Origin of the sequence: Burkholderia sp. RF4-BP95, assembly GCF_001521985.1 — a bacterium.
Classification (GTDB): domain Bacteria; phylum Pseudomonadota; class Gammaproteobacteria; order Burkholderiales; family Burkholderiaceae; genus Burkholderia; species Burkholderia diffusa.
Genome location: NZ_LOSX01000023.1, coordinates 58,565 through 80,716, shown reverse-complemented (window position 1 = coordinate 80,716; position 22,152 = coordinate 58,565). Strand labels below are relative to the sequence as shown.

Annotated in this window: 17 protein-coding genes; 12 read left to right on the top strand and 5 right to left on the bottom strand. The window is 67.2% G+C overall.

Annotated features, from left to right (window positions below; translation table 11 throughout):
- Window positions 1–4: 4 nt before the first annotated feature.
- Window positions 5–1,510, top strand: a complete 1,506-nt coding sequence (locus WS46_RS09205; RefSeq protein WP_059690295.1) for a cytosine permease — start codon at window positions 5–7, stop codon at window positions 1,508–1,510.
- Window positions 1,511–1,550: 40 nt separating this feature from the next.
- On the top strand, window positions 1,551–3,236 hold the full coding sequence (betA, locus tag WS46_RS09200; protein ID WP_059690281.1) for a choline dehydrogenase: 1,686 nt from the start codon (window positions 1,551–1,553) through the stop codon (window positions 3,234–3,236).
- A 35-nt stretch (window positions 3,237–3,271) separates the two neighbouring features.
- Here betA and WS46_RS09195 read toward each other — a convergent pair whose 3' ends face one another.
- Complete coding sequence (locus WS46_RS09195; protein ID WP_059534467.1) at window positions 3,272–3,970, bottom strand: TetR/AcrR family transcriptional regulator; 699 nt, start codon at window positions 3,968–3,970, stop codon at window positions 3,272–3,274.
- Window positions 3,971–4,332: 362 nt separating this feature from the next.
- Between WS46_RS09195 and WS46_RS09190 the strand changes: the two genes are divergently transcribed.
- The 8 genes from WS46_RS09190 (at window position 4,333) to WS46_RS09155 (ending at window position 15,072) form a co-directional block, all read left to right on the top strand.
- Window positions 4,333–5,613 carry a Zn-dependent hydrolase gene (locus WS46_RS09190; RefSeq protein ID WP_059690280.1) on the top strand — a complete coding sequence of 427 codons (1,281 nt, stop codon included), beginning with the start codon at window positions 4,333–4,335 and terminating at the stop codon, window positions 5,611–5,613.
- 128 nt (window positions 5,614–5,741) lie between these two features.
- On the top strand, window positions 5,742–7,079 hold the full coding sequence (locus WS46_RS09185) for an NAD(P)-dependent oxidoreductase (RefSeq protein WP_059690279.1): 1,338 nt from the start codon (window positions 5,742–5,744) through the stop codon (window positions 7,077–7,079).
- Window positions 7,080–7,169: 90 nt separating this feature from the next.
- Entirely contained in the window at window positions 7,170–8,477 is a 1,308-nt protein-coding gene (gene preA, locus WS46_RS09180) for an NAD-dependent dihydropyrimidine dehydrogenase subunit PreA (protein WP_059690278.1), read from the top strand.
- Window positions 8,478–8,576: 99 nt separating this feature from the next.
- Complete coding sequence (locus WS46_RS09175) at window positions 8,577–10,085, top strand: NCS1 family nucleobase:cation symporter-1 (protein ID WP_059690277.1); 1,509 nt, start codon at window positions 8,577–8,579, stop codon at window positions 10,083–10,085.
- A gap of 46 nt (window positions 10,086–10,131) precedes the next feature.
- Window positions 10,132–11,589, top strand: a complete 1,458-nt coding sequence (gene hydA, locus WS46_RS09170) for a dihydropyrimidinase (protein WP_059534457.1) — start codon at window positions 10,132–10,134, stop codon at window positions 11,587–11,589.
- A 345-nt stretch (window positions 11,590–11,934) separates the two neighbouring features.
- Complete coding sequence (locus WS46_RS09165; RefSeq protein WP_059690276.1) at window positions 11,935–13,209, top strand: NupC/NupG family nucleoside CNT transporter; 1,275 nt, start codon at window positions 11,935–11,937, stop codon at window positions 13,207–13,209.
- Window positions 13,210–13,229: 20 nt separating this feature from the next.
- On the top strand, window positions 13,230–14,555 hold the full coding sequence (gene deoA, locus WS46_RS09160) for a thymidine phosphorylase (protein ID WP_059690275.1): 1,326 nt from the start codon (window positions 13,230–13,232) through the stop codon (window positions 14,553–14,555).
- Window positions 14,556–14,682: 127 nt separating this feature from the next.
- Window positions 14,683–15,072, top strand: coding sequence for a cytidine deaminase (locus WS46_RS09155; RefSeq protein WP_059534451.1), 390 nt, complete (start codon window positions 14,683–14,685; stop codon window positions 15,070–15,072).
- A 21-nt stretch (window positions 15,073–15,093) separates the two neighbouring features.
- Here the strand turns inward: WS46_RS09155 and WS46_RS09150 are convergent, their stop codons facing one another.
- The 4 genes from WS46_RS09150 to msrB form a co-directional block, all read right to left on the bottom strand.
- A complete protein-coding gene (locus tag WS46_RS09150; protein WP_059534449.1) occupies window positions 15,094–16,209 on the bottom strand; it encodes an aromatic ring-hydroxylating dioxygenase subunit alpha in 1,116 nt (371 codons plus the stop codon).
- Window positions 16,210–16,451: 242 nt separating this feature from the next.
- Window positions 16,452–17,195, bottom strand: a complete 744-nt coding sequence (gene msrA / locus WS46_RS09145; RefSeq protein WP_059690274.1) for a peptide-methionine (S)-S-oxide reductase MsrA — start codon at window positions 17,193–17,195, stop codon at window positions 16,452–16,454.
- A 60-nt stretch (window positions 17,196–17,255) separates the two neighbouring features.
- Window positions 17,256–19,136, bottom strand: a complete 1,881-nt coding sequence (locus WS46_RS09140; RefSeq protein WP_059690273.1) for a cytochrome c biogenesis protein DipZ — start codon at window positions 19,134–19,136, stop codon at window positions 17,256–17,258.
- 35 nt (window positions 19,137–19,171) lie between these two features.
- Window positions 19,172–19,705 carry a peptide-methionine (R)-S-oxide reductase MsrB gene (gene msrB / locus WS46_RS09135; protein WP_059690272.1) on the bottom strand — a complete coding sequence of 178 codons (534 nt, stop codon included), beginning with the start codon at window positions 19,703–19,705 and terminating at the stop codon, window positions 19,172–19,174.
- A gap of 1,063 nt (window positions 19,706–20,768) precedes the next feature.
- On the opposite strand from msrB, the gene cblB reads away from it, so the two are divergent.
- Window positions 20,769–21,590 (top strand): cable pilus chaperone CblB, encoded by an 822-nt coding sequence (gene cblB, locus WS46_RS09130; RefSeq protein WP_059690271.1) that lies wholly within the window; start codon window positions 20,769–20,771, stop codon window positions 21,588–21,590.
- A 3-nt stretch (window positions 21,591–21,593) separates the two neighbouring features.
- A complete protein-coding gene (gene cblA, locus WS46_RS09125; RefSeq protein ID WP_059447391.1) occupies window positions 21,594–22,094 on the top strand; it encodes a cable pilus major pilin CblA in 501 nt (166 codons plus the stop codon).
- Window positions 22,095–22,152: the final 58 nt, after the last annotated feature.

The window sequence follows — 22,152 nt, the reverse complement described above, 5'->3', positions numbered from 1 at the left end:
CAACATGCAGGCAGAAACAAACGTATTGAAGGCGCCGCGCGGCGACCACGGTGCCATCGAGGCGCACTCGATCGACTTCGTCCCGGAAAGCGAGCGTACCGATCGGCTGGCCAGCCAGGGGCCGTTCTGGTTCGTCGGGAACTTCACGTTCTTCACGATGACGATCGGCTTCGTCGGGCCGAGCGTCGGTCTCGATTCGTTCTGGACCACCGTCTCCGGCACGCTCGGCATCATGTTCGGCACGCTGTTCATGGCGTTCCACGGCTCGCAAGGGCCGCATCTCGGCTTGCCGCAGATGATCCAGTCGCGCGCGCAGTTCGGTTATCGCGGCGTCGTGCTCGTGCTGCTGGCGACATTGTTCGTCTTCGCGGGCTTCAACATCGTCAACCTGGTATTGATGATGCAGGGCCTCAGGACGCTGTTCCATTGGGATCCGATGCAGGTCGCGCTGGTCGTGACGGTGCCGGCCACGATCCTCGCGATACTCGGTCACGACTGGATGCACCGGACGTTCAAATGGTCGTTGTATCTTTCGCTGCCGCTTTACGGCCTCGTGACGCTGGCGGTGCTGGCCGGCTGGATCCATGACGCGCCGGCGGCGGCCGGTGTGCCGGTCGCGAAGCTGGGTTTCAACTGGACCGGCTTCATCGCGCAGTTCGCGGCAGCGGCCAGCTACAACATCGCCTATGCGCCCTACGTGTCGGACTATTCGCGCTACCTGCCGAAGAACACGCCGAGCGGCAGGCTGATCGCCGCGGTGTTCGTCGGGGCATCGCTGTCCGGCGCGTGGATGATCGCGGTGGGCGGATGGCTCGGCGCGCACCTGCATGCGACCGATGTGCTCGTCGCGCTCCACGGCGTGGGTGCCGGAATCGCGCCGCAGCTCGGCACGGCGGTCGTGGCCATCACCATCGTCGCGTTCCTGCCGGTGATCGCGATGAACATCTACAGCGCGAAGCTGACGGCCATCACCAGCGTGGACTCGTTCCGGAAGGTGGAGCCGACCGCGAAGGCCCGGATCGCGGCGATCGTCTTCGTCGTGCTGCTGCAGTTCGGCGTGGCGATGCGCATCTACGCGTCGGGTTCCGGCCTGTCGGTGCTCAACATCTATCTGGTGGTGATGCTGTACTTCCTGGTGCCGTGGACGGCAGTCAACCTGACCGACTATTTCTTCGTGCGCAAGGGACGCTACGCGGTGCCGCATTTCTTTCGCCCGCGCGACAGCCTGTACGGGAACTGGGGCGGACGCGGCCTGCTTTCGTACCTGATCGGGTTCGTGGCGATGGTGCCGTTCTTCTGCATCTTCGACGGCGACCGCGAGGTCTACGTCGGCCCGCTCGCGAAGGCGATGGGCAGCGTCGACCTGGCCTGGCTGGTGGGGCTGATCGTCTCGGCACTCGCGTACTACGTGCTGTGCCGGTCGCTCGACCTGCGGCGCGAGGAAGCGGAAATCGCGCACATCGAAGCGCACATGCCGGAGTTCACCACCGGCGAGAAAAAGCGCGGCTGACCCGGCACGCGAGGATCATTCATCGAGCAGGATAATCAAGATGACTAAATACTACGACTACATCATTGTGGGCGCCGGGTCGGCGGGATGCGTGCTGGCGAACCGCCTGACCGAGGATTCGAACGTCAGCGTGCTGGTTCTGGAGTACGGCGGAAGCGATCGCAGCGTGATCATCCAGATGCCGAGCGCGTTCTCGATGCCGATGAACACGAAGCGGTTCAACTGGCACTACGAGACGGCGCCGGAACGGAACCTGGACGGACGCCGCCTGCATTGCCCGCGCGGCAAGGTGCTCGGCGGCTCGTCGTCGATCAACGGCCTGGTCTACATTCGCGGTCACGCGTGCGATTTCGACGAATGGGAATCGCTCGGCGCCCGCGACTGGGGATACCGGAACTGCCTGCCGTATTTCCGCAAGGCCGAGAGCTACAAGTTCGGCGGCGACGAATATCGCGGCGCGGACGGCCCGCTGAGCACCAACAACGGCAACAACATGCAGAACCCGCTGTACGGCGCCTGGGTGGAAGCGGGGGCCGAGGCCGGCTACATCAAGACCGACGACTGCAACGGCTACATGCAGGAAGGGTTCGGCGCGATGCACATGACGGTCAAGAACGGCGTTCGGTGGTCGACCGCGAACGCATACCTGCGCCCGGCAATGCGGCGACCCAACCTGACCGTCGTCACGCATGCGATGACGCGCCGGATCGTGATGGAAGGCAAGCGCGCGGTCGGCGTGGTCTACGAGCAGGGTGGCGTCCAGCATACGGTTCGCTGCACACGGGAAGTGCTGGTGTCGTCGGGGCCGATCGGCTCGCCGCACCTGCTGCAGCGCTCGGGGATCGGGCCGGCCGACGTGTTGCGCAAGGCAGGGATCGAGGTCGTGCACGACCTGCCGGGCGTCGGCGAGAATCTTCAGGACCACTCGGAAATCTACATTCAGTACGAGTGCAAGGAGCCGGTGTCGCTCAACGGCAAGATGGGGCTGCTCGGCAAGGCGATGATCGGCCTGCGCTGGCTGCTGTTCAAGGACGGGCTGGGCGCCAGCAACCATTTCGAGGCAGGCGGGTTCATCCGTTCCGAAGCAGGGCTGCGCTGGCCTGACATCCAGTTCCACTTCCTGCCGGCGGCGATGCGCTATGACGGCGACAAGCCGTACAAGGGCCATGGCTTCATGGTGCTCACGGGGCCGAACAAACCCAAGAGCCGCGGGTACGTTCGGGTTCGCTCCGCCGATCCGTACGAGCATCCGGAAATCCGGTTCAACTATCTCGACCGCGAGGAAGACCGCGAGGGATTCCGTCGCTGCGTGCGCCTCACGCGCGAGATCGTCGGGCAGCCGGCCATGGATCGCTTCCGCGGCGTGGAGCTGGCGCCCGGCCCGGACGTGACGACGGACGACGAGATCGATGCGTTCGTGCGCGCCAACATGGAAAGCACGATGCATCCGTGCGGCTCGTGCCGGATGGGCGAGGACGAGATGGCCGTGGTGGATTCCGAATTGCGCGTGCGCGGCGTTCAGGGCCTGCGCGTCATCGATTCGTCGGTGTTTCCGACCGAACCGAACGGGAACCTGAACGCGCCAACGATCATGCTGGCCGAGCGGGCCGCCGACCTGGTGCGCGGCCGGAAAGTGCTCGCGCCGTCCGATGCGGCGGTCGGCTTCGTCGAGAATTGGGAAGCGCAGCAGCGCACGGGTGTGCCCAAGCGCAAGGTGGCCGCTTAAGCGCGGCGCACGGCGGCGCGCGTTCGGCAGTCACGTCACCGATCGCGCGCCGCCTCCGGCGACACCGCACCGCACGCGCGGATCACGAGCTGCACGACCTGCTCGGTCTTCTCGGCAAACGCCTTCTGCGTGAACGCACGCTTGCCGCTCAGCGCGCGGATCTGTGCATCGAAATCCGCATAGTGCTGCGTGGTCGCCCAGATCAGGTACATCAACGCATGTGCATCGATCGGCGCGAGCAGCCCGCGCGCGATCCAGCCTTCGATCACCTTCACCCGCGTGTCGAACCAGGGCTTCACGCGTTCCGACAGGATGTCCTGCATGTGCGCGGCACCGTGGATGATCTCGTTGGCCCAGACCTTCGAGCCGAGCGGGCGCCGTCGCGACAGATCCATCTTCGCGCGCACGTAGCCGCCGATCGCCTCGACCGGATCGTCGCCGGCCTCGAACGACCCGGCCGCGCGGTGCCAGTCTTCGAACAGGTCGTCGAGCACGCGACGGTACAGCGCAAGCTTCGTCGGGAAGTAGTAATGCAGGTTCGCCTTCGGCAGGCCCGCACGTTCGGCGATCATCGCCGTGCTCGCGCCGTCGAGCCCGCGCTCCGCGAATACGGCTTCCGCACAGGCCAGCAGATGCGCTTCGTTGGACTCGCGGATGTGCGCCTTGCGTCGCCGCAATGGCATGTTCGCTTCGTCGTCGCCGGTGACTTCGGCGGCCGCTTCGTCATGTCTCATCGTTACCCTCGCGCGGCTTGCATGCCGCGTTGCGCTTCATTCTAGCCGCTGGTTCGCATCGAACGCACGTGCTCGTCCGCATCGGCGTGCGCGATGCTGCGATGCGGTGGCACGTTTCTCGCTCGTTCGATTCACGCAAGAAAGACATTGCGCTGGACATTTTGATCGTCTAAAACCTGTCCAATCGGACAGGATTTGATGATCGACGGAATGCAGTGCCGGCAATCCGCCGATCGGTCGGACGAATCACGCGAACGATGCACATCTGCACCTCGCCGGTGCGGGTTTGCCCCGACGGCAGCAATGCGCGCACCGGCGGCGACCGGAATGACGGCATGACCGACCCCACAGGAGCGATACGAATGAACGCGGTATCGGAAACAGTGAAGCGGGCAGCATTCGACACGTCGATCAAGGTCGACGGCAGGCGGTTGTGGGACAGCCTGATGGAGGTGGCGAAGATCGGCGCGACGCCGAAGGGCGGCGTCTGCCGCCTCGCGCTGACCGATCTCGACAAAGCCGGACGCGACCTGATCGTCGGCTGGGCGAAAGCCGCCGGCTGCACGGTGACGGTCGATACGATGGGCAATGTGTTCATGCGCCGCGCGGGCCGCGTGGCCGACGCGGCGCCGGTCGTTACCGGCTCGCACGCGGATTCGCAGCCGACGGGCGGCCGCTTCGACGGCATCTACGGCGTGCTCGGCGGCCTGGAGGTGATTCGCAGTCTGAACGATCACGGCATCGCGACCGAACATCCGGTCGAGGTCGTGATCTGGACCAACGAGGAAGGCTCGCGCTTCGCGCCGGCGATGGTCGCGTCGGGCGTGTTCGCGGGCGTGTTCCCGCTCGAGTACGGGCTGTCGCGCAAGGACGTCGACGGCAAGACGATCGGCGAGGAACTCGCGCGCATCGGCTACGCGGGCGACGTACCCTGCGGCGGTCGCAAGCTGCATGCGGCGTTCGAGCTGCATATCGAGCAGGGGCCGATTCTCGAGGCGGAGTGCAAGACGATCGGCGTCGTGACGGACGCGCAGGGGCAGCGCTGGTACGAGATCACGTTCACCGGTCAGGAAGCGCACGCGGGGCCGACGCCGATGCCGCGCCGCCGCGACGCGCTGCTCGGAGCATCGCGCGTGGTCGATCTCGTGAACCGGATCGGCCTCGATCACGCGCCGTTCGGCTGCGCGACGGTCGGGATGATGCAGGTTCACCCGAACTCGCGCAACGTGATTCCGGGCCGCGTGTTCTTCACCGTCGATTTCCGTCATCCGGACGACGCCGTGCTCGCGGAGATGGACGCCGCGCTGCGCGACGGCGTGGCGCGCATCGCGGGCGAGATCGGGCTCGACACCGCGCTCGAGCAGATTTTCTACTACAAGCCCGTCGCGTTCGATCCGGCCTGCGTGGCGGCCGTGCGCGACGCGGCCGATCGCTTCGGCTACTCGCATCGCGACATCGTGTCGGGGGCGGGGCACGACGCTTGCTATCTGGCGCAGGTCGCGCCGACGTCGATGGTGTTCGTACCCTGCGTCGACGGCATCAGTCACAACGAGATCGAGGACGCGACGCCTGCGTGGATCGAGGCCGGCGCGAACGTGCTGCTGCACGCGATGTTGTCGCGCGCATGCGAGCCGGCTTCATGACGGATCGGATCTAGCGCAGCCGGCAGGCTGATCGTCGCCTGACCGTGGCATGCCCAAGCAGGACCGCCCCGACTGTGCATTCGCAGCCGGCGGGGACGGCTTTGTCTCCACCAGTCGAAGGAACGCGTATGACCACCAAGCCAACCGGCGATATCGCCGCGCATCGCCTGTCGTCCACGCAACTCTCGTGCGAATTCGCCGATATCGCGCCGCTGCTCGATCCGACTGCCGCCGCGGCCGCCGCCAGCCGCTGCCACTACTGCTACGACGCGCCGTGCGTGCAGGCCTGCCCGACGCAGATCGACATCCCGAGCTTCATCCGCAAGATCGGCAACGGCAACCTGAAGGGCGCCGCGACCGACATCCTGTCCGCGAATCCGCTCGGCGGGATGTGCGCACGCGTGTGCCCGACCGAGATCCTGTGCGAAGGCGCGTGCGTGCGCAATCACCAGGATGCGCAGCCGGTCGCGATCGGCGCGCTGCAGCGGCACGCGACCGACTGGGCGATGGCGAGCGGCGCGGTGCGCTTCACGCGTGCGCCCGATACGGGGCGGCATGTCGCGGTGGTCGGCGCGGGGCCGGCCGGGCTCGCCTGTGCGCACCGGCTCGCGCTCGCCGGGCATCGCGTCACGCTGTTCGATGCGCGGCCGAAGGCGGGCGGCTTGAACGAATACGGGATCGCCGCGTACAAGACCGTCGACGATTTCGCGCAACGCGAAGTCGAGTGGCTGCTGTCGGTCGGCGGTATCGCGGTGGAAACCGGTGTCGCGCTCGGCCGCGACGTGACGCTCGACGCGTTGCGCGAGCGGCATGACGCGGTGTTTCTCGCGATGGGCCTGGGCGGCGTGCGCACGCTCGCGATCGACGGCGAGCAATTGACCGGCGTGATGAACGCGGTCGACTTCATCGAGCAGGTGCGGCAGGCCGACGCGCTGGAGAACGTGCCGGTCGGGCGGCGCGTGGTCGTGATCGGCGGCGGCAACACGGCGATCGACGCGTCCGTGCAGAGCCGCAAGCTCGGCGCGGAGCGCGTGACGATGGTGTACCGGCGCGGCGTGGACGCGATGAGCGCGACCTGGGCCGAACGCGAGTTCGCGCAAAAGAGCGGCGTCACGCTCGTCACGCACGCGAAGCCGGTGCGCATCGCGGGCGCGGACGGGCACGTGACGGGTGTCGAATTCGAGGCCGCGTCGGGCGAGCGTTTCACCGTCGACGCGGACATGGTGCTGAAGGCGATCGGTCAGACGCTGGCGCCGGACGGTGTCGCGGCCGCGCTGCTGACGGCAGACGGCACGCGCATCGCGGTCGACGCGGACGGACGCACGGCGTTGCCCGACGTGTGGGCCGGCGGCGATTGCGCGGCGACGGACGGCATCGACCTCACGGTGCAGGCCGTGCAGGACGGCAAGCGCGCGGCGGCGGCGATCGACGCGGCGCTCGCGCAGCGCGCCGCCAAGGCCGCGTGAGCACGGCATACGCAACGGCATCGCGCGCATCGCGTGCATGGCGCGCGCCACGCGAACCACGATAAACGCCCCATTTTCACGGAGCCGAACATGGCCGACCTTCGCTGCACCATCGCAGGCATCACTTCGCCGAATCCGTTCTGGCTGGCCTCCGCACCGCCGACCGACAAGGCGTACAACGTCAATCGCGCGTTCGAGGCGGGCTGGGGCGGCGTCGTCTGGAAGACGCTCGGGCTCGATCCGCACGTCGTCAACGTCAGCTCGCGCTACGGCGCGGTGCAGTGGAATGGCCAGCGCATCGCCGGCCTGAACAACATCGAGCTGATCACCGACCGGCCGCTCGACGTGAACCTGAAAGAGATCGCGCAGGTGAAGCGCGACTGGCCCGACCGTGCGCTGATCGTGTCGCTGATGGTGCCGTGCAACGAGCGCGACTGGAAATGGATCCTGCCGCTCGTCGAGGATACCGGCGCCGATGCGGTCGAGCTGAACTTCGGCTGCCCGCACGGGATGAGCGAGCGCGGGATGGGCGCGGCCGTCGGGCAGGTGCCGGAATACGTCGAGATGGTCACGCGCTGGGTCAAGGAAGGCACGAAGCTGCCGTGCCTCGTGAAGCTCACGCCGAACATCAGCGACATCCGGATGGGCTCGCGCGCCGCCTACAAGGGCGGCGCGGACGGCGTATCGCTGATCAACACGATCAACTCGATCGTCGCGGTGGATCTCGACCAGATGGCGCCGATGCCGACCGTCGACGGCAAGGGCACGCACGGCGGCTACTGCGGCCCGGCGGTCAAGCCGATCGCGCTTAACATGGTCGCGGAGATCGCGCGCGACCCGGAAACGCCGAACCTGCCGATCTCCGGCATCGGCGGGATTTCGTCGTGGCGCGACGCGGCCGAGTTCATGGTGCTCGGCGCCGGCAGCGTGCAGGTATGCACCGCCGCGATGCATTACGGATTCCGTATCGTGTCCGATCTCGCCGACGGGCTGTCGAACTGGATGGACGCAAAGGGCTACGCGACGCTCGACGACGTGCGCGGCCGCGCGGTGCCGAACGTGACCGACTGGAAATACCTGAACCTGAAGTACGACATCAAGGCGCGCATCGATCAGGACCGCTGCATCCAGTGCGGGCTGTGCCATATCGCGTGCGAGGACACGTCGCACCAGGCGATCACGGCCGAGAAGGACGGCGTGCGGCACTTCGAAGTGGTGGACGCGGAGTGCGTCGGGTGCAATCTTTGCATGCATGTGTGTCCGGTCGAGCAATGCATCACGATGGAGCGGGTCGACGCGGGCGATTATGCGAACTGGACCACGCATCCGAACAACCCGGCGCGTGCCGACGCGGGTGCGAGCCCGGCGGAGCCCGCGAAGCACGCGAAGGCGGCCTGACCGGCGGCCGGCGGCGCGGTATCGCCCGCGCTGCTGCTTGTGTCCTGTTCTGCCGGCATCGCACGATGCCGGCGCTGACGTTTACGTGGAGCGCGTCCGATGAAACCAGCAGCGATTCCCGCCGATCCCGACAGCGCCGCGGCGCCGGCCGGCAGCCTGTACAACGACGACCTCGCGCCGACGACGGCGTCGCAGCGCACGTGGCGCTGGTATCACTTCGCGGCGCTGTGGGTCGGGATGGTGATGAACATCGCGTCGTACATGCTCGCGGCCGGGCTGATCCAGGAAGGCATGTCGCCGTGGCAGGCCGTGCTGACCGTTTTGTTCGGCAACCTGATCGTGCTCGTGCCGATGCTGCTGATCGGCCATGCGGGCGCGAAACACGGGATTCCGTATGCGGTGCTCGTGCGCGCGTCGTTCGGCACGCAGGGCGCGAAGCTGCCCGCGCTGCTGCGCGCGATCGTCGCGTGCGGCTGGTACGGCATCCAGACCTGGCTCGGCGGCAGCGCGATCTACACGCTGCTGAACATCCTGACCGGCAACGCATTGCACGGCGCCGCGCTGCCGCTCGTCGGCATTTCGTTCGGGCAGCTCGCGTGTTTTCTCGTGTTTTGGGCGCTGCAGCTGTACTTCATCTGGCACGGCACCGATTCGATCCGCTGGCTCGAGAGCTGGTCCGCGCCGATCAAGGTCGTGATGTGCGTCGCGCTCGTTTGGTGGGCGACGTCGCAGGCGGGCGGCTTCGGCACGATGCTGTCGGCGCCGTCGCAGTTCGTCGCGGGCGGCAAAAAGGCCGGACTCTTCTGGGCGACGTTCTGGCCGGGCCTGACCGCGATGGTCGGCTTCTGGGCGACGCTCGCGCTGAACATTCCCGACTTCACGCGCTTCGCGCATTCGCAGCGCGACCAGGTGATCGGACAGTCGATCGGGCTGCCGCTGCCGATGGCGCTGCTGTCGGTGGTGTCGGTCGTGGTGACGTCGGCCACCGTCGTGATCTACGGCAACGCGATCTGGGATCCGATCGACCTGACGAGCCGGATGACCGGCATCGGCGTCGGCATCGCGCTCGTGATCCTCACGCTCGACACGATGTGCTGCAACCTCGCGGCGAACCTGGTCGGTCCTGCTTACGATTTCTCGAGCCTGTGGCCGAAGGCGATCTCGTACCGCACGGGCGGGATGATCACCGCGACGCTCGCGATCGTGATGATGCCGTGGAAGATCCTCGCGACGACGGACGGCTACATCTTCACCTGGCTCGTCGGCTACTCGGCGTTGCTCGGGCCGGTCGCAGGCATCCTGATGGTCGACTACTTCCTGATTCGCGGCACGCGGCTCGATACGCGCGCGCTGTTCGACGAGCGCGGCGACTTCAGCTACGCACGCGGCTGGAACCCGGCCGCGCTGGCGGCGCTCGCGATCGGCGTGCTGCCGAACCTGCCCGGCTTCCTGCATACCGCGTTCCCGGCGTCGTTCCCGAACGTGCCGGCGTTCTTCAACACGCTTTACACGTATGCGTGGTTCGTCGGCCTCGTGCTGGCGTCCGGCGTATACGGCACCTGGATGAAGTGGCGCGCCGGACAGCGCGCGCAGATCGCGAGCGCGTGATGCGCGAACGCATGCGGCACCCGACAGTCAACGAGGAGGCAACCAAATGGCAATCCTGATTCGCGGCGGCACCGTGGTCGATGCGGACCGCACCTATCGTGCGGACGTACTGTGTGCCGACCCGCAGGACGGCGGCACGATCCTGCAGATCGCGGAGACGATCGACGCGCCGGCCGGCGCGACGGTGGTCGACGCGCACGACCAGTACGTGATGCCGGGCGGCATCGATCCGCACACGCACATGGAACTGCCGTTCATGGGCACGACGGCGAGCGACGATTTCTACTCGGGCACGGCCGCCGGGCTGTCGGGCGGCACGACCAGTATCATCGACTTCGTGATTCCGAGCCCGAAGCAGCCGCTGATGGACGCGTTCCACGAGTGGCGCGGCTGGGCCGAGAAGGCCGCGGCCGACTATGGCTTTCACGTGGCCGTCACGTGGTGGGACGAATCGGTGCACCGCGACATGGGCACGCTCGTGCGCGAGCATGGCGTGTCGAGCTTCAAGCACTTCATGGCGTACAAGAACGCGATCATGGCCGACGACGAGGTCCTCGTGAACAGCTTCTCGCGTTCGCTCGAACTCGGCGCGCTGCCGACCGTGCACGCGGAGAACGGCGAGCTCGTGTTCCAGTTGCAGAAGGCGCTGCTCGCGCGCGGGATGACCGGGCCGGAGGCGCATCCGCTGTCGCGTCCGCCCGAAGTCGAGGGCGAGGCCGCGAACCGCGCGATTCGCATCGCGCAGGTGCTCGGCGTGCCCGTGTATATCGTGCACGTGTCGGCGAAGGATGCGGTCGATGCGATCACGCGCGCGCGCAGCGAAGGGCTGCGCGTGTTCGGCGAGGTGTTGCCGGGCCACCTGGTGATCGACGAGTCGGTGTATCGCGATCCGGACTGGACGCGTGCGGCCGCGCACGTGATGAGCCCGCCGTTCCGGTCGGCCGAGCATCGCGAGGCGCTGTGGCGCGGGCTGCAGGCGGGGCAGCTGCATACGACCGCGACCGATCATTGCGTGTTCTGCGCGTCGCAGAAGGCGATGGGCCGCGAGGACTTCACGAAGATCCCGAACGGCTGCGGCGGCGTCGAGGATCGCATGTCGGTGCTGTGGCATCACGGCGTCAATCATGGCCGCATCACGCCGAACGAATTCGTGCGGATCACATCGACGAACGCCGCGCAGATCTTCAACCTGTATCCGCGCAAGGGGGCCGTGCAGGTCGGCGCCGACGCCGATCTGGTCGTATGGGATCCCGCCGCGACGAAGACGATCTCGGTGAAGACCCATCACCAGCAGGTCGACTTCAACGTGTTCGAAGGGATGACCGTGCAGGGCGTCGCGACCCATACGCTCACGCGCGGCGCGCTCGCATGGGCCGACGGCGAGCTGCGTGCGGTGCGCGGCGCGGGCCGCTATCTGAAACGGCCGCCCGCGGCCGGCTATTACGAGGCTGCGCGCATCGCGAACCGGCTGCGCGAGCCGCATCCGGTCGAACGCGCGGGCTGAGCGACATACGTCGTCGATTGCGCGGGGCGTGTCCGTTCGAACGGCACGCCCCGCGCGCGTTCATGCGGCTCGTCATATGCATTGCCGCCCCGTCCCTTTTCGACCTCCACTCGATTCTTTCAATATATGGGACCGATCGAACGTCGTCGCGTCCGTTCAACTTGCAGGTAAATAGAAGAACTGAGCAAATCGACGACGCAAGCGACACCGCACGGAGCATGCCATTTTGTTTGCGTTGTCGTCATGCATGACGGCGAGTAATATCCACCGACGGCGTTACACGCGCGTGCCGGGCCGGGCCGCCTGCCGAGCAGTCCAATAAACATAGAGAGAAAGGAGCACAAGGTGGATATTCTGCGCAGCCTCCTGGGCATGCTGTTCCTGCTGCTGGTCGCTTATCTGCTGTCGAACAACCGGCGCGCGGTGAGCGGCCGGACCTTGATCGCCGCGCTGCTCACGCAGTTCGCGATCGGCGCGCTGGTGTTGTTCGTGCCGTCGGGTCGCGCGGCGCTGGCGGCGGCCGCGAACGGCGTCAATCGCGTGCTCGACATGGGCAATCACGGCATCGCGTTCGTATTTGGCGGGCTGGTCGACGCCCGGATGTTTCAGCTGTTCGGCGACGGCGGGTTCGTGTTCGGGCTGCGCGTGCTGCCGATGATCATCTTCGTCACCGCGCTGATCGCGGTGCTCTACTACGTCGGCGTGATGAAGTGGATCGTCGCGATCCTCGGCGCGGGGCTCGCGAAAGTGCTCGGCGTGAGCCGCATCGAGGCGTGCTCGGCCGTCGCGACGATCTTTCTCGGGCAGAGCGAGATGCCCGCGCTCGTGAAGCCGTTCGTGCGGCACATGACGGGCGCCGAGATCTTCACGGTGATGGCGAGCGGCATGGCGTCGGTCGCGGGCTCGGTGCTGGTCGGCTACGCCGGCCTCGGCGTGAAGATGGAGTACCTGCTCGCCGCATCGTTCATGGCGGTGCCGGGCGGGCTGCTGTTCGGCAAGCTGCTGTTTCCGACCGTCGAGCCGAGTCGCGTCGTGGTCGACGGGCTCGATTTCGACGACAAGCGGGCCGCCAACGTGATCGAGGCGGCAGCATCCGGCGCGTCGGTCGGCCTGCGGATCGCGATCAACGTCGGCGCGATGCTGATCGCGTTCGTGGGGCTCATCGCGCTGATGAACCTCATCGTCGGCGGCGTGGCCGCGTTCGCGGGCTTTCCGCAGGTGACGCTGCTGGGCATCATCGGCCACCTGTTCGCGCCGCTGGCGTGGATCATCGGCGTGCCGTGGCACGACGCGGCGCTGGCCGGCAACTTCATCGGCGAGAAACTGATCTTCAACGAGTTCGTCGCGTACGGCGACCTGTCGCCGTATCTGAAGGGCGGCGAGCACGTCGCGGCGGCCGGCCTGCAGGTGCTCGACCCGAAGACGCTCGCGATCGTGTCGTTCGCGCTGTGCGGCTTCGCGAACTTCTCGTCGATCGCCATTCTCGCGGGCGGCTTCAGCGCGGTCGCGCCCGAGCGCCGCTCGGAAGTCGCGCGGCACGGCTTGCGTGCGCTGACGGCCGCGACGCTGTCGAACCTGATGAGCGCGGCGATCGCCGGCCTGTTCTTTTCGCTGCACTGAGCAATCGAGGAGACGCAACGATGTTTCTGCCGCAGGAGTTCATTCGCCGCAAGCGCGACCGGCAGCCGCTGGATCGCGACGAGATCGCCGCATTCGTGCGCGGCGTGACCGACGGCAGCGTGACCGAGGGCCAGGTGGCGGCGTTCGCGATGGTCGTGTACTTCAACGACCTGAGCACCGATGAGCGCGTCGCGCTGACGATCGCGCAGCGCGACTCGGGCGACGTGCTCGACTGGCGCGCGCTCGATCTCGGCGGACCGGTGATCGACAAGCATTCGACGGGCGGCGTCGGCGATGTCGTGTCGCTGATGCTCGGGCCGATGGTGGCCGCATGCGGCGGCTACGTGCCGATGATCTCGGGACGCGGGCTCGGCCACACGGGCGGCACGCTCGACAAGCTCAGTGCGATCCCCGGCTACGACGTGACACCGGACACGGATGCGTTTCGCCGCACGGTGCGCGACGTCGGCGTCGCGATCATCGGGCAGACCGCGCGGCTCGCGCCGGCGGACAAGCGCATTTATGCGATTCGCGACGTGACGGCGACCGTCGAGTCGGTCGCGATGATCACCGCGTCGATCCTGTCGAAGAAGCTCGCGGCGGGGCTCGACGGGCTCGTGATGGACGTCAAGGTCGGCTCCGGCGCGTTCATGCCGACCGCCGAGAAATCGGCCGAGCTGGCACGCAGTATCGTCGACGTCGGCAACGGCGCCGGCATGAAGACCACCGCGATCCTGACCGACATGAACCAGTCGCTCGCGCCGTGCGCGGGCAATGCGCTCGAAGTCGCGTGTGCGATCGATTACCTGACGGGCCAGTCGCGACCGGCGCGCCTGCATGACGTGACGATGGCGCTGTCGGCGCAGTTGCTCGTCACCGGCGGATTGGCGCGCGATGTCGCGCAGGCGCGCACGATGTTGCAGCAGGCGCTCGACTCGGGCGCGGCGGCGGAACGCTTCGCGAGAATGGTGGCGGCGCTCGGCGGCCCGGTGGACCTGATCGACGCACCCGCGCGTCATCTTGCGCGGGCGGATGTGGTCGTGCCGGTTCCGTCGCCCGCGAGCGGTGTGGTGCAGCGGGTCGATTGCCGCGCGCTCGGGCTCGCGGTCGTCGCGCTCGGCGGCGGCCGCACGCGCGCGGAGGATGCGATCGACTACCGTGTCGGCCTGACGGCGCTCGCGGAGATCGGGCAGCGCGTCGAAGCCGGCCAGCCGCTCTGCTACGTGCATGCCCGCGACGACGCGGCCGCCGCACGTGCGGTGGACGAGGTGCGGCAAAGCTACTTGCTGGACGAGGCGGGCGAGACGGGCGAGGCGCCGCCGACCATTTACGGGCAGATCGGCTGACCGGGCGCCGATGCCGGCGCGGCGGAACGTGCGGGTATCGGCGCCCGCTTCACATGACGGGTGTATCGTGCCGGCCGGGATGTATCGCGTCGAGGCATCCCCGCACACGACTGGAGGCACCATCGAGATGGAACGAGACGAACTGATCGAACAGGCCAGGGCGGCGCGCGAACGCGCGTATGCGCCGTATTCGCGCTTCAAGGTCGGCGCTGCGCTGCAGGCGCGCGACGGAACGGTTTTTCACGGCTGCAACGTCGAGAACGCGTCGTACGGACTGTGCAATTGCGCGGAACGCACGGCGATGTTCGCGGCGATCGCCGCCGGCTATCGTCCGGGCGACTTCACGCGGCTCGCGGTGATCGGCGACACCGACGGCCCGATCGCGCCGTGCGGCGCGTGCCGTCAGGTGATCATCGAGATCGGCCGGCCCGATATCGAAGTGATCCTGGCCAACCTGAAAGGGGCCGTCGAGATTACGACGGCCCGCGCGTTGCTGCCCGGCGCGTTCAGCCTTTAGCGGAGCACGCCGCGGCACGCATCACGCGCCGTCGCGTGCGTCGCGGATCGGGATCACGGTGCGCGCGCCGCACTGGCGCAGCAGGTCGCGCAGTTCGTTGATGACCGGAAACACCTCGTGGTTCCAGTCGGCGCCCTGCCGGTCGTGCGCTTCCTGCTCGCGCTCGACGATCCAGCGATCCTCGCGGAAGATCCGCTCGGTGAACCAGACGAGCAGCGGCCACGCGAGATCGAGCGCGAACGGGATACCGGGCTTGTGGATCGACAGCAGTCCGAACGTGCGATTGGTGCGCTGCTCCGCATCGAGCGGCACGTAGACGATCCACAGGTCCATCACGAGCGTGCCTTCGCTCGAGCGGATCTGCAGCGTCTGATACGGGTAGCCGGTGCGCACCGTCATCACGCTCTTGTCGGCCTGGTCGCCGGGCTTCTTGCTCGAGCCGAACACGAGCGCCTCGCCGACCGGCTGCTTGCCCTCCATGCGCGCGAACGTGTAATCGACCTCGACCCAGTCGTCGCCGCGACGCCGGCCGAGTGCGCGCGCCCGCATCTGACCCATCTGCTTGCGATGCAGGAATTGATGGTTCATGTCCATCAGGTTCTCGTGCATGAACGAGTAGTGGCACTTGACTTCGCGGCCGAAGCGGCGCGTCTTGAATGCAGGGTCGTCCGCCGATTCGAGCGCGGGGAACGGGCGTTCGTCGGCGAGCGTCGCGTCGCCGGGGAACACGAAGATCACCCCGTGCGCCTCGCGGCACGGATAGGCGCGCACGCCGTTGGGCAAGCGCTCGCGGCCGAGGTAGGGCACGTCGACGCAGCGGCCGCTGTCGCACGCGTAGGTCCAGCCGTGGTAGCAGCAGCGCAGCGTTTCGCCGCTCACGACGCCCGCATGCAGCGGCACCTGGCGGTGCGCGCAACGATCTTCGAGCGCGTACACGGCGCCGGATTCGGTGCGCACGAGCACGATCGGATCGCCGGCGAAGCGCACGCCGAGCGTCTTGCCGCGCTTCAGTTCGCGCGACCACGCGAGCGGATACCAGTGATCGGGATGGATGGGCACGCGGCGCAGGTCGCGCACGACCGCGCCGGTGGACGGTTCTTCAAGGGTGCCGCTGTCAGACAAAGGCACTGCGCGCATGCGTGACGCCTCCTGGCTGGACGGAAGGTCCGGACGCCGCAACACGCGGCGTGGCTTGGGAGAAGTCTACGCGAAGTTGCACCGCATGGCGGACGCGATGCGGGTTTGCACCGGCACGGCGGGTGCGGATTGTTTGATGCGGCGCAATCCGCGGCACGGGCGGCGCGCGTGGCATGAGAGGCCGCCCGGCCGCGGCCTCGGCCGCGCAACGGGCCGCAGCCCGTCACGCGGCCGGTTGCCGGTCACGAGCGGGCGTCGCGCCACAGCACCGGGTCGGCGCGGTACAGCGCCGGGAAGTAGTGTTTCAGCCCGGCGACCTTCGGCAGGTCGTTGAACGCGATGTATGGCGCGTCGGGATGCAGTTCGAGGTAGTTCTGGTGATAGGCCTCGGCCGGGTAGAACCCCTTGTAGGCCTCGATACGCGTGACGACCGGCGCCGGAAACGCGCGCGCGGTGCCGAGCTGCGCGATGTACGCGGTCGCGACCGCGCGTTGCTGCGCGGTGGTCGGGAAGATCGCCGACCGGTACTGCGACCCTTCGTCGGGGCCTTGCCGGTTGAGCTGGGTCGGATCGTGCGCGACCGAGAAGAACACCTGCAGCAGCCGGCCGTAGGTGATCTGCGTCGGGTCGTAGACGATGCGTACCGATTCCGCGTGCCCCGTCAGCCCGGACCCGACGAGCGCATAGTGCGCGGTTTCGGACGCGCCGCCCGCATAACCGGCCGTGACCTGCTTCACGCCCTTCACGTGCTCGAACACGCCCTGCACGCCCCAGAAACAGCCGCCGGCAAGCACGGCCGTCTCGTCGTGCGATGCGCCGGGCGTTTCGTCGAGGGTCGGCGCGGGCACGGTGCGCATCGGCTCGGCGGAGTTGACGATGCGCTGGTAGCCGAACACGGCGGCGGCCGCGACGGCGAGGGCGCCGATGCGGCGCAGCATCGCTGTGCGCCGTCCTGGCGTGGCGGCGCGGGTGGGTGTCGGGTTCATCGTTGGCTCCTTCGAAATGCGTTGCGGAAGACGGCGGTCGGATGTCGGCCTGGCATGCGTTCAACCGAACGTGAATGCGTACGCATCGACACCCGGATCGAGAAACTCGATCGCGAACGTGCGATCGGCGATCGCGCCGGGCTGGCGGACGAGCTGGTACAGGCGCTGCCCGGTGACCGAGCCGTAGCCCTGCGCGTCGACGTCGGCGCCGTGCGCGGCACCGGGCGCCGCGCCGTCGAGCGTCACGCGAAAGCGCACCGGCTTGCCGTTCGCACCCGGGCCGAGTACGAGGTGCAGGTCGCGCGCATGGAAGCGGTAGACGATCCGGCCGGACGGCGCGGCGAGCGACGCGCGCTCGGCGCCGACCTGCCAGGTGCCGGCGAGGCCCCAGTCGTTCAGGTCGGGATGCGCGGGCGCGTCGTAGCGGTGTGCCGTGTCGCGCACCACGCCGCCGGGCGACGTGAAGTCGTCCGCGCGCGCATAGCCGACATAGGTTTCGGGCGAGCGGACGTCGGCGCTGTCGGCCGCCGCGAGCGCGCCTTTCGCGGGCGCGCCGGCGAGCCCGAGCGGCACCTTCAGCGCTTCCGGGCGGCCGGCTTCGGCGAGCAGCGACTGGATCGCGCGTTCCGACTGCGCGTATTCGCCTTCGCCGAAGTGATGGCGGCGCACGCGTCCCTGCGCGTCGACGAAGTAGTGCGCGGGCCAGTATTCGTTGCTGAACGCGCGCCAGATCGTGTAGTGGTTGTCGATCGCGACCGGGAAGTCGATGCCGAGGTCGTGCACGGCCTTCTTCACGTTGCCGATGTCGCGCTCGAACGCGAACTCCGGTGCGTGCACGCCGATCACGACGAGACCGTACGGCGCGTACTTGCGTGCCCAGGCCGTGGTGTACGGCAGCGTGCGCAGGCAGTTGATGCACGAATAGGTCCAGAAGTCGACGAGCACGACCTTGCCGCGCAGGCCGGCCGCGGTCAGCGGCGGCGAATTCAGCCACTGCACGGCGCCGTCGAGCGACGGCAGCGTGCCTTCGACGGGCAGCGCGGCCGGCGCCTGCGGCGCGGGTGTGACCTCGGCCGCGCGCATCATCGCGCCGCCGGGCTGCGCGGCATCGGCCGTGGCGGCCATCATCGCGCCGTCCGAACCGTTCGCGGTGCGGTCTGCCGGGCCGTCCGCCGGCGAGCCCGTCGCGGCCATCGCCGCCGGCGCGCCGTTCGAGCGCCCGCCGAGCCGGTCGACGAGCTTCGCCTCGAGGCCGCCCGTCGTGACGGTCGACAGCTGCGCGAGTGCCCCCGTATCGAGGCCGAGCGCGATCGCGGCGACGCCCGCCAGCAGCGCGGCGCCGATCCCGCGCTTGATCCATTCGCCCGCGCCGAGCGAGTGCTTCATCGCGGCGAACACCTTGCCGCCGATCACGAGCGCGACGCCGAGCGACGTCGCCGCGCCGGCCGCGTACGCCACGAGCAGCAGCGTGGTGCCGACGCTCGCGCCGCGCAGCGCGGCGCCGGTCAGCACGAGCCCGAGGATCGGGCCGGCGCACGGCGCCCACAGCAGGCCGGTGGCGACGCCGAGCAGCAGCGACGACAGCGGGCCGGCCGGGCGGCCGTCGCGCTGCGCGAGGCCGGTGAGGCGGTTGCCTGCGGCGACGAGCGGGCGCGTCAGGTGTTCGGCGAGGCGCGGCATCAGCAGCGTCAGGCCGAATACCGCGAGCAGCACGATGGCGGCCCAGCGGCCGGCCTGGTTGGCCTGCGCGACCCAGCCGCCGCCGACGGCGGCGAGCGTTGCGACGACGGCGAACGTGAGCGCCATGCCGGCCAGCAGCGGCAGGCCGGTGCGCACGAACGGCTGGTCGGCGCGCGCGAACACGAACGGCAGCACGGGCAGGATGCACGGGCTCAGGATCGTGAGCACGCCGCCGAGATAGGCGAGGACGATGAGCAGCATGATGCGTTCTCCAGTCGGTCGGGAGTGGGGCCGGATCAGGCGGCGGCCGGGTGGAAGGCGAGTGCGAGCCCGTTCATGCAGTAGCGCAGGCCGGTGGGCGGCGGGCCGTCGTCGAACACGTGGCCGAGATGGCCGCCGCAGCGGCGGCAGTGCACTTCGGTGCGGACCATCCCGAACGACGTGTCGGCGTCGGTCGCGACCGCGTGGTCGAGCGGCTTCCAGAAGCTCGGCCAGCCCGTGTGACTGTCGAACTTGGTGGCCGATGAGAACAGCGCGAGGCCGCAGCCCGCGCACGCGAACGTGCCGGGGCGGTGCTCGTCGTTCAGCGGGCTGCTGTACGGCCGCTCGGTGCCGGCGTCGCGCAGGATCGCGTACTGGGCGGGCGTGAGCCGGCGATGCCATTCGGCGTCGCTGAGGGTGACCTCGTATGGGGCGGCCATCTTCGGCGCAGCCGTCGACGCGGCGAACGCGCGGCCGACCAGTGCGCGGCGGCCGGTCGACGACAGCGCCGCGAGCGTGGCGAGGCCGGTGGCGCCGGCGAACAGCAGCAGATGTCTGCGGGTGGGCATGATGGGCTCCTGGAAGCAGGTCCTGAAAACATGCGCCTATCGTAGACAGCGGCCGGTGTCGAAGTCCTCACGGAAAGTTAAAGGAATTGTGATGTTTGTGGTGTTCCGTCGGGGCGCGTTCGCGTCCGTCTACGCTCCAACTGGCAAGGGCCTTCGAGCAGGTGAGCCGCTGATGTTTGCCGAGCACTTGCTCGCGCCGTGATCCGAATGAGGCATCCGGGCAAACGAAACTCGTCACGCTCAGGCAAGTGCGTCCGGTCCAAAACAGAGGAGGTGTATCGGCTGGGCGTCCAGTCGGTAGCGCGCGCCTGACCGCGACGGGAACCGTTTGATATCGCGTGAAGGGCGCGAGAACCCGCTTGGCGCGCACCGAGTCGACTTTGCAGGAGGCGGTGGGTCGCCAAACTGTCAAAATTCGTCATATCTAGGACTTGTCCAATTCGGCGAAACCTAGATTGGGCGCTGGTCCTATATCTTGCTTTGTAAGGTATTTATAAAATATCCATCAAAGAATTTCGCAAGATGACCTCGGGCGGGAACGGCGGCGATTCAGTATTTGCGGCGAATGACGGCGGCTCGAGGTGAAGCAGGAAATTCAAATGAGAAAATTTCGCGCGGGACCTATTTTTGCAAGCGGCGGCCATCGCCGCTTGCGGGCATGAAGTATATCGAAGGCGATTCCAACGCGATCGATGTCGTAATTATATATAGGACTACAGATACTCTAATCGATTCGATGTCGCGCGCGCATTGAGAATTAGTCGCCGATGATCAAGAGGTCTCTCGAGTCGGTCTGCTTTAACGGCGAAAGCGTGCATCCAGGCTGTCGCCGCGCGGGATGGAGGTGATCCGGCTTTGCTCGTCTGGAATGAGGGGAAGTCAGATTGCGGAGCGCATGAAGAAAGGCAGGTAGGCCATCAGCGCGGAAGGTCAACGCGATGAAAATTAGGTGTGGCAAACGACGTCGAACTGATCAGATCCAAGACGGTTCTGGATCTGATCGATGAGGGATGCGCGAGCCGATTTGATATTGGAATTAATCTGGATTCTATACAGATAAGTTATGCGAATTATTAACATATTGAAATGCGGTCCGTATGGGATGCCGCTCGTCGCAATCGCGATGTCGCTTGCATCGTCGATTGCCAGCGCGAACATGCTGGTCTATCCGATGTCTGCGTCGATCGGCGGCGGCAAGGAGTCGGCCGCGGAGCTGCGCATCTATTCGAAATCCGATACGACGCAATACGTGAAGGCGATCGCGAAGCGCGTGATCGATCCGGCGACGGATCACGAGCGCGAGGAGGCCAGCATGAATTCCGGCGACGACGCAATCGTGATCTCGCCGGCCAAGTTCGCGTTGCCGGCTGGCGGCACACGGCTCGTGCGGGTGATACCGCTGGGCGTGCCGAAAAAGGAGGTGCTGTATCGCGTCTATCTGCAACCGGTGGCGGCACCGTCGGATGACGACTCCGCGGCGAAGGACGATGTGTCCGGCAAGGTCGACTTCAGCCTCGTCTGGGCGCCGCTCGTCCGTGTGCTGCCGAAGACGCTCGTGCCGGATTTCCACGTGTCGAAAGGCGCGCTGGCCAATACCGGCAACGTCCGGATCGGTTTGATCGAAGCCGGCGCGTGCCAGTCCGAACAGGACGCCGCGTCGTGCCAATGGACGAAATTTGACCGCAGTGTCTACCCGGACCAGCACTTCACGCTGGAGGGGCTGCATTCCGCACCGTATGTGCGAATCCGATATCGAGTGGGGGGAATGGCAGAAGTACAACAGAAGATTGTGCGCACGCATTCCGCCGACGCGATAAACGCGCCGAGCGCGAATAACGAGACCCTGGCGGGTCATTCCATTGTTTCAACCAACCAGAAGGACTAACCCATGCTGAAATATGTTCCGATCGCTGCCGCAGCCCTGATGTCGATGTCGGCTTACGCCGTTCAGAAGGACATCACCGTCACGGCCAACGTCGACACGACGCTCGAAATGCTGTCGGCGGACGGCTCGGCACTGCCGACCACCATGCAGATGCAATATCTGCCGGGTACGGGTCTTCAGGCAGCCGTAGTGAACACGAAGATCTTCACGAACGACAAGGCGAAGGATCTGCAGATCCGCCTCGCGACTGTTCCGTCGCTGAAGAACCAGACGAGCCCGGGCGCGGCGGAAATTCCGCTGTCGGTCAAGCTGGGTGAAACCGAGCTGACCACCACGGCGGCGACGCTGAAGACGGCAGAACTCTTCCCCGGCGAACTGGCACAAGGTTCGAACGTGCTGCCGCTGTCGATCGGTCAGAAGACCGTCGCAGCCGTCACGGCGTCCGGCAGCTACCAGGGCCTCGTCAGCGTGATCGTTACGCAGAGCGCGGCGTCGGGTAGCTAAGCTCCCCGGCTGTATCGATGGGCGCGCCTGAACGGCGCGCCCTGTTTTTTGTAGTACT